The organism is Xanthomarina spongicola, from assembly GCF_003148645.1.
Classification (GTDB): domain Bacteria; phylum Bacteroidota; class Bacteroidia; order Flavobacteriales; family Flavobacteriaceae; genus Xanthomarina; species Xanthomarina spongicola.
In genome coordinates, this window is the sequence record NZ_QGGP01000005.1 from 1 (window position 1) to 12,988 (window position 12,988).

A 12,988-nucleotide genomic window follows, 5' to 3' on the forward strand; every position below is an offset into this window, starting at 1 on the left:
AATGGAAGTCTTGAGATTTGTGAAGATGATACCAATACTTACGATTTATTTAATAGTCTTGGTGGTACGCCTGATTCTGGTGGTATCTGGTCTCCTGCTCTTAATAGTGGTACTGGACTTTTCGATCCTGCTCTTGATGCGCCTGGAACATATACCTATACAGTTGTCAATCAACAATGTGGTTTCTTTGATTCAGCTGAAGTAATTGTAACAATAACAGAATTACCTGATATAACAGGTTTAGAATTAAGTACTAATAATATTTGTGAAGGCGAAAACCTTATGGTTAATATTTTAAACGCTAATTCACTTGAGGATGGTAATTATTTTATTATTTACAATATCACTGGAGCTGATAACTTCACCGATTCTGTTTTGGTTACAATAAATAATGGTGAAGGTAACTTTCTTATTTTAGCAAGTGCTTTCACAATTTATGGAAATTATGAGCTAAATATCACAGATTTTATTCCTGAAAATGGTATCTGTAGTGCTGATACTTCATTTTTAAATCCAATAGTTTTTGAAGTCTATGAAAGTATAACTCCAATTCTAGTTGATCAAGGAGATGTGTTTTGTATTAGTGTTAACCCAACTATAGAAGATCTTTCAAATAATATCACTAACAATGATACAGTAATTTGGTATGACAGTATTGAAAATGGCAATATAATTCCACCAAATACACTATTAGTTGATGGAGAAACCTATTATGCCTCTATAATGTCTTCAAATAATTGTCCAAGTATAATCAGATTAGCAGTCACCGTGAATTTAAAGGCTTGCATTGATGATTTATTAATACCAGATGGATTCTCACCAAATGGCGATCATATTAATGATACGTTTCATATAAATAATTTAAACGAATTATATCCAAACTTCTATTTGGAAATATACAACCGATATGGTAATAAGCTTTATAAAGGAGATATAAATACACCTGATTGGGACGGAAAATCAAATACAGGATCTAGTTTAGGAAACTCGGTTGTTCCAGTAGGAGTTTATTACTTTATTTTAAAATTTAATGATGGTAATCGACAACCAATCCAAGGTCGAGTATATTTAAACATGTAATACAAATGCTGAATAAAAGTAACATAATATACATTTTTTTATTTCTGATAGGAAGTATTTTTACTAGCTATGGTCAGCAAGATCCTCAGTATACACAATATATGTATAACATGAGTCTTATTAATCCTGCATATGCTACTGATAATAGTGAAGTTATAAACTTAGGATTGCTTTATAGGTCTCAATGGGTTGGTGCAGTTGGATCTCCTTCAACTGGAACTTTCTTTGCGCATTCTACCTTAACTGATAGAGTTGAAGGTGGGCTATCTATTTATCATGATCAAATTGGTGACGTTGTAAATAACACCAATTTATTTGCTGATATAGCATACGTAATTCCTGTAAGTGCTAATTCAAAATTGTCTTTAGGTCTAAAAGCTGGATTATCTTTTTATTCTACGAATTTTGATGGTTTTAAGTATTCAGATCCTACACCTGATCCAACTTTTTCAGAGAATTATAGTCGAACCTTTCCAAACATAGGAGTAGGTGCATATTATTTTTCAGATAATTATTATATAGGGATTTCAGTACCAAATTTATTGAAATCAAAATATATTAAAGATAGTGATGGAATTGCTTCAGAAGCTACTGAAAAATTACACATTTTTTTTACAGGTGGCTATGTTTTCAATTTAAATGAAAACTTAAAATTGAAACCTGCTTTTATGGCAATTGGAGTTAATGGAGCACCTATTTCATTCGATTTGACCACGAATGTACTGATAAATAATTTTTTAGAATTTGGTATTGGATATAGGTTTGGAGATGGTCTATCTGGTTTAGTGAATTTTAGTGTCACAAAATCTATTAGAATTGGATATGCTTACGATTATACTATTTCAAATTTAGGTGATTTTAATTCAGGATCGCATGAAATCATCTTATTAATAGATCTTTCAAAACTTGGTAATGGTTACGATAAATCACCAAGATTCTTTTAAAATAATTATTATGAGAATATTCAAAATATTTTTTTTCTTATTGTCTCTTTGTCATGTAGCGCATTCACAAGATGCAAAACTTAAAAAGGCAAATAAATTATTTATGGAAAAGTCTTATGTAAAAGCTGCAGAAATTTATGAAGAACTGAAAGTTAACGATAGTTCACTTATAAATCTAGCTGATGCTTACTACTATAATTCTATGATGAATAAAGCTGTAGAAAATTATTCAAAAGCTATAGCTTCAAAAGTGACTATACCTAATGACATGTATTTTAAGTATGCTCAAGCCTTATATGGTACAAACAATATAAGTAAGGCAGATTCTATAATGTCTAATTATAAAGATAAGAACATAAATTCACCTTCATTTGTAAGTAAGGTTAATATGGCAAATCCTTTTATCTATGAAATAAAACAAATTACTAAAGGTGCACAGCCAGGTGATTTTGGCATCAATTATTTTGGAGATAAACTAGTCTTCTCTTCCTTAAGAAATACGGATAGTAAAAATTATAATTGGAATGAAAAACCATATTTAGATCTCTATTCTGCTAATTTTACAGAAAATAGTGCTCTAGAAAACATTCTACCATTTAATTCTGATGTAAATTCTAAAACACATGAAAGTAATGCTATTTTAACAAATGATGGTAAAACCATGTATTTCTCAAGAACTAGCTTAAAACGATTTAAAATTGGGAACGAAAAAATAGCTACTGTCAGATTGTATAAGGCGTCATTAATTGATAATGAGTGGACTAAAATTGAAGAACTCCCATTTTCTAGTGAATTGTATTCCATACAACACCCATGTTTGAATACTGATAATTCAAAACTTTATTTTTCTAGTGATATGCCAGGTGGAAAAGGTTCTTTTGATATTTATTATGTAACTATTAATGGTGAAGAATATGGAACTCCAATTAATTTAGGAGAATCTATTAATACGCCTCAATTAGAGCAATTTCCATTTATATCTAAAACTGGAAGTTTATACTTTGCCTCAAACGGTTTGCAAGGATTAGGAGGGCTAGATGTTTTTATGTGCGAATTCAATAATGAAACATGGAGTTCTCCTTTAAATCTAGGAAATACTTTAAATAGTCCTTTAGATGACTTTGGTTTTATAGTAAATGTAGAAGACAATACAGGTTTTTTCTCTTCAAACAGAGAAGGAGATGATCATTTGTACCATTTTAATAGAATTGAAAATGAAAGAAAATTAATTGTTAAAGGATTAGTAAGAGATAAAAACTCTAAAGAATTACTATCGGAAACTTTGGTAACATTATTTGATGAAAACAATAAACCTATTGATTCATTTAAAGTAGGATTAGATGGGAAATATTCTTTTAAAGTTAAACCATATAGTTCTTTTAAAATTGAAGGCTATAAACCGTTTTATATTCCAAATGCAATTAATTTTGAAACTGATGATTCAGGTATAATTGAATTAAATATAGAATTAGAGATTGAAACCTATGATGATGCTGAAGAGCTTATTGTAGAAAAAGAAGATGGATACGTTTATATTGAATTAGAAAACATATATTTTGATCTTGACAAATGGGATATTAAACCAAATGCTGGTAAAACACTAGATATACTAGTAAATCTGATGAAAAAATACCCTCGTATGGAAGTACAGCTAGGTGCCCATACTGACAACCGAAGCACCTTTGAATATAATTTGGTTTTATCAGCAAATAGAGCCAAATCAGCTATGAACTATATACTTTCTAAAGGAATAGAAGCAAATCGTCTAACTTCAAAAGGTTATGGTGAAAGTAAATTATTGGTTAATTGTGGAGAAAACTGTACTGAAGAAGAACATGCAATTAATAGACGTTGTGAATTTATTATCATGAAATAGAATAAAGCATCAATTAAAGGTTAATTAACAGGTAGTTCATCGAATAAATAACATTATTGTTGTATTTAATCGAATTTTTAATACATTTAATCGATTTTCTGTAAGTTCAGAATTTCATTTTTATACATTTAATTTAGATTATAACCCCAAATAATGATCTACTTATGGAAACAAATAACCCAAATGTTTTCAGTAATAACGATATTACTGTAACCTACAAACCTCGTGTTTGCATTCACGCAGAGCGTTGCGCAAGAGAACTTTCAAATGTCTTTAGAGATTCCGTTATCCCTTGGATAGATCTTGACGGAGCTTCCACTAAAAAAATTATACGTCAAATAAAGAAATGCCCTTCGGGAGCATTAGATTATTGCTTAAATAAAAAAGAAGCCTGTTAAGTATTTTATACTAGATTTAAAACATAAAAACCCATTGAAAATTCAATGGGTTATTAAAATACTTATTCTTTTTAAGCTTCTCCAGTTGGACCAAAATTTAAAGGAATTGGAGGTTGCTCGTAATCTTTAATTTCGCCATGGGCATTTTCAAATTTATGAACATTATCTCCTAATGCTTTAAATAACCTTTTAGCATGTTGTGGTGTTAAAATAATTCTGGATTTCACCTTACTTTTTGGAGTTCCAGGCATAATACTAACAAAATCAATAACAAATTCTGATACTGAATGATTAATAATGGCCAAATTAGAATAAGTTCCTTCAGCTACTTTTTCATCTAATTCAATATTAATTTGTCCTGGTTTTTTTTTATTTTTTTCGTCTGACATAATCTATTAAGTTTTAAACAAAGAATCCTGCAATAGCAGGATTCTTATAATTATTTATATTTAATGAAAACCAAAACTTAGTTATAATTAACTTCTTGTTTTGCCTGCATCATTTCATCGAATTCCTCTTTAGAACCAACAATTATATTTTCGTAAGTTCTCATACCAGTTCCAGCTGGAATTCTATGACCTACAATAACATTTTCTTTAAGTCCTTCTAAAGTATCAACTTTTCCATTTACAGCTGCTTCGTTAAGAACTTTAGTTGTTTCTTGGAACGATGCTGCAGAAATAAACGATTTAGTTTGTAACGATGCTCTTGTTATACCTTGTAAGATTGGAGTTGCAGTTGCTGGTTGCGCATCTCTTGCTTCAACAAGTTTCTTATCTTCTCTACGTAATAAAGAATTTTCATCTCTTAATTCACGTGGTGTTACAATTTGTCCAGCTTTTAAAGTTGCAGATTCTCCTGCATCTTCTACTACTTTCATTCCAAAAACTTCATCATTTTCTTCAATGAAATCAGATTTATGAACTAATTGATCTTCTAAGAAAGTTGTATCTCCAGAATCTATTATTCTAACTTTACGCATCATTTGTCTTACAACAACTTCAAAATGCTTATCGTTAATTTTCACACCTTGTAAACGGTAAACTTCTTGAACTTCGTTAACCAAATACTGTTGTACAGCTGAAGGTCCTTTAATATTCAAGATATCGTTTGGTGTTATAGAACCATCCGAAAGAGGCATACCAGCTTTAACGAAATCATTTTCTTGAACAAGTATTTGGTTCGATAATTTTACTAAGTATTTCTTAATATCGCCTAATTTAGATTCTATAATAATTTCACGATTTCCTCTCTTAATTTTTCCAAAAGAAACAACACCATCAATAGCACTTACTACAGCTGGATTAGAAGGATTACGAGCTTCAAATAATTCTGTAACACGTGGTAAACCTCCTGTAATATCTCCAGATTTAGCTGATTTACGAGGTATTTTAACTAAAATCTTACCGACTTTAATTTTATCTCCATCATCTATCATTAAATGTGCTCCAACTGGTAAGTTGTAAGAACGGATAGTTTCTCCTTTAGAATCTTCAATATGAAGTGTAGGGATTAACTTTTTATTTCTAGATTCAGAAATTACTTTTTCTTGGAATCCAGTTTGTTCATCTATTTCAACTTGGTAAGTAATACCTTGTTCAATATTTTCGTAACGTACTTTTCCAGCAAATTCTGAAATAATAACACCATTATATGGATCCCAAGCACAAACTACATCTCCCTTTTTAAGTGCATCACCATTTTTAACATTAATAGTTGATCCATAAGGAATGTTATTTGTACTTAATACAATTCCAGTTTTCTTATCAACAAGTTTCAGCTCGGATGTACGAGAAATTACAATGTTAATTGCATTTCCATCTTTATCTTCACCTTTAACTGTTTTAAGTTCGTCTATCTCAGCAATTCCATCAAATTTTACTGCTAATTTATTTTCTTCCGAAATGTTTCCTGCAATACCACCTACGTGGAACGTACGAAGTGTTAATTGTGTACCTGGTTCACCAATAGATTGTGCTGCCACAACACCAACGGCTTCACCACGTTGTACCATTTTATTAGTTGCAAGATTACGTCCATAACATTTAGCACAAATACCTTTCTTAGCTTCACATGTTAATGGAGAACGAACTTCAACAGCATCTATAGGTGAATTTTCTATTGCTTTAGCAATATCTTCATCAATTAATTCTCCTGAAGCAACTAATAATTCGTCAGTTAATGGATTATAAACATCGTTTAATGAAATTCTACCTACAATTCTATCTTTTAACGGCTCAACAACTTCATCATTTTTCTTTAATGGTGTTACTTCAACACCTCTAAGAGTACCACAGTCTACGCTATTTACAATAACGTCTTGAGATACATCTACTAAACGACGCGTTAAATAACCAGCATCTGCAGTTTTAAGAGCTGTATCGGCAAGACCTTTACGAGCACCATGGGTTGAGATAAAGTATTCTAAAATTGAAAGTCCTTCTTTAAAGTTAGAAAGAATTGGATTTTCAATAATCTCTCCACCACCAGCATTAGATTTTTTAGGTTTCGCCATTAATCCACGCATACCTGTAAGCTGACGAATCTGTTCTTTAGATCCACGAGCTCCAGAGTCAAGCATCATATATACAGAGTTGAAACCTTGTTGGTCTTCACGAATACGTTTCATGGACAACTCAGTTAACTCAGCATTTGTTGAAGTCCAGATATCAATAACTTGGTTATAACGTTCGTTATTTGTTATTAATCCCATGTTATAGTTACCCATAATACCATCAACTAAGCCGTTAGCTTTGTCAATCATAGATTGCTTTTCTGGTGGAATAATAATATCTCCTAAACTAAATGATAAACCACCTTTAAAGGCGAAATTATAACCTAAGCTTTTAATTTCATCAAGGAAATTAGCTGTTTCAGGAACTGAAGTTACTTTTAAAATATCACCAATAATATTTCTTAATGATTTTTTAGTAAGTACTTCGTTTATATATCCAGCTGCATGAGGTACATTTTTATTAAAAAGTACACGTCCTACAGTTGTTGGAATAATTTGTAATGTTAACTCTCCTGCTTCATTAAAGTCGTAAGTTCTAACTTTAATTGATGCATTTAACTCAACTTGCTTTTCGTTATAAGCAATAATTACCTCTTCTGGAGAATAGAAAGTTAACCCTTCACCTTTAATAGGTACATCTTTTGTAGACTTACGCTCTTTAGTCATATAATAAAGACCTAGAACCATATCTTGAGAAGGTACAGCAACTGGCGAACCATTTGCAGGATTTAAGATATTATGAGACGCTAACATTAATAATTGTGACTCTAAAATAGCTTCTGGTCCTAATGGTAAATGCACAGCCATTTGATCTCCATCAAAATCGGCATTAAATGCAGTAGTTACAAGTGGATGTAATTGGATTGCTTTTCCTTCAATTAATTTAGGTTGAAAAGCTTGAATACCTAGTCTGTGTAACGTAGGAGCACGATTTAAAAGAACTGGATGCCCTTTTAAAACATTCTCTAAGATATCCCAAACTACAGGTTCTCTTCTATCTATTATTTTCTTAGCAGATTTTACCGTTTTTACAATACCTCTTTCAATTAATTTTCTAATTACAAAAGGTTTGTAAAGCTCAGCTGCCATATTTTTAGGCAATCCACATTCGTATAATTTTAATTCTGGTCCAACAACAATTACCGAACGAGCTGAATAATCAACACGCTTACCTAGTAAGTTTTGACGGAAACGACCTTGCTTTCCTTTTAATGAATCTGATAAAGATTTTAAAGGTCTATTAGAATCTGTTTTTACTGCTGAAGATTTACGGGTATTATCGAATAACGAATCTACAGATTCTTGTAACATACGTTTTTCGTTACGTAAAATAACTTCAGGTGCTTTAATTTCAACAAGTCTTTTAAGACGATTGTTTCTAATAATAACACGACGATAAAGATCGTTTAAATCTGAAGTAGCAAAACGTCCTCCATCAAGTGGAACTAATGGACGTAATTCTGGTGGAATAATTGGAACTACTTTCATAATCATCCATTCTGGACGATTTTCTCTGTTCTCATTAGACTCACGTAAAGATTCTACAACTTGTAAACGTTTTAAAGCTTCTGTTTTACGTTGCTTAGACGTTTCTGTGTTTGCTTTATGTCTTAATTCGAATGATAAGCCATCTAAATCTATTCTAGCTAATAAATCTATTAAGCACTCAGCTCCCATTTTAGCAATAAACTTATTAGGATCTGTATCATCTAAATATTGATTTTCTTTAGGAAGCGTTTCAAGAATATTTAAATATTCTTCTTCTGTTAAGAAATCCATTTTTTGAACTGGTTCTCCTTCAGCATTGTTAGCAATACCTGCTTGAATTACTACATAACGTTCGTAGTAAATAATCATATCTAATTTCTTAGATGGTAATCCTAAAAGGTAACCTATTTTATTTGGTAACGAACGGAAATACCAAATATGAGCAACAGGAACTACAAGATTAATGTGTCCTACTCTATCTCTACGTACTTTCTTCTCTGTTACTTCTACTCCACAACGGTCGCAAATAATACCTTTGTAGCGAATTCTTTTATATTTACCACAAGCACATTCGTAATCCTTTACAGGACCAAAAATACGCTCACAGAATAAACCGTCACGTTCTGGTTTATGAGTTCGATAATTGATAGTTTCTGGTTTTAACACCTCACCTCTTGATTCTGCTAAAATAGACTCTGGTGATGCTAAACCAATTGAGATTTTGTTAAATCTCTGTACTGTATTCTTATCTTGTTTTCTTGCCATAATAAATGGTGATATCGAATTATTTTGTAAACTTAAATTTCCCCTCTTTCGAGGTGATTTTTTATTCCTCTAATCTAATGTCTAGTCCTAAACCTTTCAATTCGTGCATAAGTACGTTGAAAGATTCTGGTAATCCAGGTTCTGGCATTGGTTCTCCTTTAACTATACTTTCGTAAGTTTTAGCTCTTCCAATAACATCATCAGATTTAACTGTCAATATTTCTCTTAAAGTTGCAGATGCTCCATACGCTTCAAGTGCCCAAACTTCCATTTCTCCAAAACGCTGACCACCAAATTGTGCTTTACCACCTAATGGTTGTTGTGTAATTAATGAGTATGGTCCAATAGAACGTGCGTGCATCTTATCGTCAACCATATGTCCTAATTTTAACATATAGATAATTCCAACTGTTGCAGGCTGATCAAATCGGTCTCCTGTTCCTCCATCATATAAATACGTATGTCCAAATCTTGGAATTCCAGCTTCGTCTGTAAATTCGTTAATTTGATCAAGAGTAGCTCCATCAAAAATAGGTGTCGCATACGTACGTCCTAATTTTTGTCCAGCCCATCCAAGAACAGTTTCATAAATCTGACCAATATTCATACGAGAAGGTACACCAAGTGGATTTAAAACTATATCTACTGGAGTTCCATCTTCTAAGAATGGCATATCTTCTTGACGAACGATACGTGCAACAATACCTTTGTTACCATGACGTCCTGCCATTTTATCACCAACTTTTAGCTTACGTTTTTTAGCTATATAAACTTTAGCTAATTTTATAATACCTGCTGGAAGTTCATCTCCAACAGAAATTGTAAACTTCTCACGTCTTAAAGAACCTTGTAAATCGTTTTCTTTAATCTTATAATTGTGAATTAAATCGGCAACAAGCTTGTTTGTATAATCATCTGTTGTCCATGTACCACTTGTTAAGTGTGTATAATCATCAACAGCGTTTAACATTTTAAGAGTGTATTTTTTACCTTTTGGTAAAACTTCTTCACCTAAATCATTAAAGACACCTTGAGCTGTTTTACCATTTATAATAGCAAATAGTTTTTCAACTAAAACATCTTTTAAATCATCAAACTTCTTATCGTAGATACCTTCTAATTGAGTGATATCTTCTTTATCTTTTGCACGTTTGCGTTTATCTTTAACTGCACGAGCAAAAAGTTTTTTGTCTATTACTACACCATTTAATGAAGGCGACGCTTTTAAAGATGCATCTTTAACATCTCCAGCTTTATCACCAAAAATAGCGCGTAATAATTTTTCTTCCGGTGTTGGATCGCTTTCTCCTTTCGGAGTAATTTTTCCAATAAGAATGTCTCCAGGTTTTACTTCAGCTCCAACTCGAATCATCCCGTTTTCATCAAGGTCTTTAGTAGCCTCTTCTGAAACGTTAGGAATATCATTAGTTAATTCTTCGTTACCTAATTTAGTATCTCTTACTTCAAGAGAGTACTCGTCTATATGAATTGATGTGAAAACATCATTTCTTACTACTTCTTCAGAAATTACAATTGCATCCTCAAAGTTATACCCTTTCCAAGGCATAAAGGCTACTTTCATATTTCTACCTAAAGCTAATTCTCCTTTTTGAGTAGCATATCCTTCACAAAGAACTTGACCTTTTACAACTTTATCGCCTTTTACAACAATTGGCTTCAGGTTAATAGATGTTCCTTGATTGGTTTTTCTGAATTTTACTAATTGGTATGTTTTAACATCGCTATCAAAACTTACTTTAGCTTCATCTTCAGTTCTATCGTATTTAATAGTAATTTCGTTTGCATCAACATACTCTACAACTCCATTTCCTTCGGCATTAATTAAAACACGAGAATCTGAAGCTACTTGTCTTTCTAATCCTGTTCCAACAATAGGAGCTTGAGGACGTAATAAAGGAACTGCTTGACGCATCATGTTTGATCCCATTAAGGCTCTATTCGCATCATCATGTTCCAAGAATGGAATTAAAGATGCAGAAATTGAAGCAATTTGATTAGGAGCAACATCTGTATAATGAATTTGATTTGGATCCACAACTGGGAAATCGCCTTCCATTCTAGCAATTACCTTATCGTGAAGAATTTTTCCTTTATCATCAACTTTTACAGTTGCTTGAGCAATCATTTGATCTTCTTCTTCTTCAGCACTTAAATAAATTGGTGTGCTTTTAATATCTACAACTCCATCAGTTACTTTTCTGTAAGGTGTTTCGATGAAACCCATTGAATTTACCTTAGCAAATACTGAAAGTGAAGAAATAAGACCAATGTTTGGACCCTCTGGAGTCTCAATTGGACAAAGTCTTCCATAGTGCGTATAGTGAACATCACGTACTTCGAATCCTGCTCTTTCACGAGATAAACCTCCAGGTCCTAATGCAGATAAACGACGCTTGTGCGTAATTTCGGCAAGAGGATTGGTTTGATCCATGAATTGAGATAACTGGTTAGTTCCAAAGAAAGAATTAATAACAGACGATAATGTCTTAGCATTAATTAAATCTATTGGAGTAAATACTTCGTTATCTCGTACATTCATGCGTTCACGAATAGTACGAGCCATACGAGCTAAACCAACACCAAATTGAGATGATAATTGCTCACCAACTGTACGTACACGACGGTTAGATAAGTGATCGATATCATCAATTTCTGCTTTAGAATTGATAAGTTCGATTAAATATTTAATAATGGTAATAATATCTTCTTTTGTAAGCACTTGCTTATCCATTCCAATATCAAGACCTAATTTTTTATTCATTCTATAACGACCTACTTCACCTAAAGAGTAACGTTGGTCTGAGAAGAATAATTTATCTATAATACCACGTGCTGTTTCCTCATCTGGCGGCTCAGCATTACGTAGTTGTCTATATATATGTTCAACAGCCTCTTTTTCAGAGTTTGTTGGATCTTTTTGAAGTGTATTATGAATAATAGCATAATCTCCTTGTTGCGCACTTTCTTTATGTAAAAGAATAGTCTTTACGCTTGTTTCAAGAATTTCTTCAATATTGTCTTTATCTAAAACCGTATCACGATCTAAAACAATTTCGTTACGTTCAATTGAAACTACTTCACCAGTATCTTCATCAACAAAATCTTCATGCCATGTATTAAGTACACGAGCTGCAAGTTTACGACCTAGAACTTTTTTCAATCCAGCTTTAGAAACTTTTACTTCTTCAGCAAGGTCAAAGATTTCAAGAATATCTTTATCACGTTCAAAACCAATAGCTCTAAATAACGTTGTTACAGGTAATTTTTTCTTACGATCGATATACGCATACATTACAGAGTTAATATCTGTAGCGAATTCAATCCAAGATCCTTTAAAAGGAATTACTCTTGCAGAATATAATTTAGTTCCATTTGCATGAAAAGATTGTCCGAAAAACACACCAGGAGAACGATGTAATTGAGAAACTACAACACGTTCTGCACCATTGATACAAAAAGTACCAGAAGGTGTCATGTAAGGAATAGTACCTAAGTACACATCTTGAACAATAGTCTCGAAATCCTCATGTTCAGGGTCTGTACAATAAAGTTTTAATCTAGCCTTAAGTGGAACGCTATATGTAAGTCCTCTTTCAATACATTCTTCAATGGTATATCTAGGTGGATCGATAAAGTAATCTAAAAATTCTAAAACAAATTGATTACGTGTGTCTGTTATTGGGAAGTTTTCCATGAAGGTATTATAAAGACCTTCATTACCTCTTTCTTCAGATTTAGTTTCTAACTGGAAAAAATCCTGAAAGGATTTAATCTGAATATCCATAAAATCTGGATATTCTGTTCTATTTACAATAGACGAGAAGTTTAATCTTTCAGCTTGTGTTACTAACATCAATGGACGAAATTTTGATTAAAAAAAAATGTTTGTTTATAGCCTGCT

Annotated in this window: 7 protein-coding genes; 4 read left to right on the plus strand and 3 right to left on the minus strand. The window is 32.1% G+C overall.

Going from position 1 to position 12,988, the window contains the following annotated elements:
* The 4 genes from LX78_RS10235 to LX78_RS10250 all read left to right on the plus strand — a co-directional run.
* A partial coding sequence (locus tag LX78_RS10235; RefSeq protein WP_146192571.1) for a gliding motility-associated C-terminal domain-containing protein occupies positions 1-1,080 on the plus strand: 1,080 nt, incomplete at its 5' end.
* Positions 1,081-1,085: 5 nt separating this feature from the next.
* Positions 1,086-2,024, plus strand: coding sequence for a PorP/SprF family type IX secretion system membrane protein (locus LX78_RS10240; RefSeq protein ID WP_109682576.1), 939 nt, complete (start codon positions 1,086-1,088; stop codon positions 2,022-2,024).
* A 10-nt stretch (positions 2,025-2,034) separates the two neighbouring features.
* Entirely contained in the window at positions 2,035-3,900 is a 1,866-nt protein-coding gene (locus tag LX78_RS10245) for an OmpA family protein (RefSeq protein WP_170109840.1), read from the plus strand.
* 164 nt (positions 3,901-4,064) lie between these two features.
* Complete coding sequence (locus tag LX78_RS10250) at positions 4,065-4,298, plus strand: (4Fe-4S)-binding protein (protein WP_109682578.1); 234 nt, start codon at positions 4,065-4,067, stop codon at positions 4,296-4,298.
* A gap of 71 nt (positions 4,299-4,369) precedes the next feature.
* Here the strand turns inward: LX78_RS10250 and LX78_RS10255 are convergent, their stop codons facing one another.
* The 3 genes from LX78_RS10255 to rpoB form a co-directional block, all read right to left on the minus strand.
* Positions 4,370-4,687, minus strand: a complete 318-nt coding sequence (locus tag LX78_RS10255; protein WP_109682579.1) for a DUF3467 domain-containing protein — start codon at positions 4,685-4,687, stop codon at positions 4,370-4,372.
* A 77-nt stretch (positions 4,688-4,764) separates the two neighbouring features.
* Positions 4,765-9,066, minus strand: a complete 4,302-nt coding sequence (gene rpoC / locus LX78_RS10260; protein ID WP_109682580.1) for a DNA-directed RNA polymerase subunit beta' — start codon at positions 9,064-9,066, stop codon at positions 4,765-4,767.
* Positions 9,067-9,127: 61 nt separating this feature from the next.
* Positions 9,128-12,940, minus strand: a complete 3,813-nt coding sequence (rpoB, locus tag LX78_RS10265) for a DNA-directed RNA polymerase subunit beta (protein ID WP_109682581.1) — start codon at positions 12,938-12,940, stop codon at positions 9,128-9,130.
* Positions 12,941-12,988: the final 48 nt, after the last annotated feature.

Coding starts and splice junctions, on each gene's coding strand:
- rpoC (WP_109682580.1), bottom strand. CDS start 9,066: ATGGCAAGAAAACAAGATAAGAATACAGTACAGAGATTTAACAAAATC.
- LX78_RS10250 (WP_109682578.1), top strand. CDS start 4,065: ATGGAAACAAATAACCCAAATGTTTTCAGTAATAACGATATTACTGTA.
- LX78_RS10240 (WP_109682576.1), top strand. CDS start 1,086: ATGCTGAATAAAAGTAACATAATATACATTTTTTTATTTCTGATAGGA.
- LX78_RS10255 (WP_109682579.1), bottom strand. CDS start 4,687: ATGTCAGACGAAAAAAATAAAAAAAAACCAGGACAAATTAATATTGAA.
- rpoB (WP_109682581.1), bottom strand. CDS start 12,940: ATGTTAGTAACACAAGCTGAAAGATTAAACTTCTCGTCTATTGTAAAT.
- LX78_RS10245 (WP_170109840.1), top strand. CDS start 2,035: ATGAGAATATTCAAAATATTTTTTTTCTTATTGTCTCTTTGTCATGTA.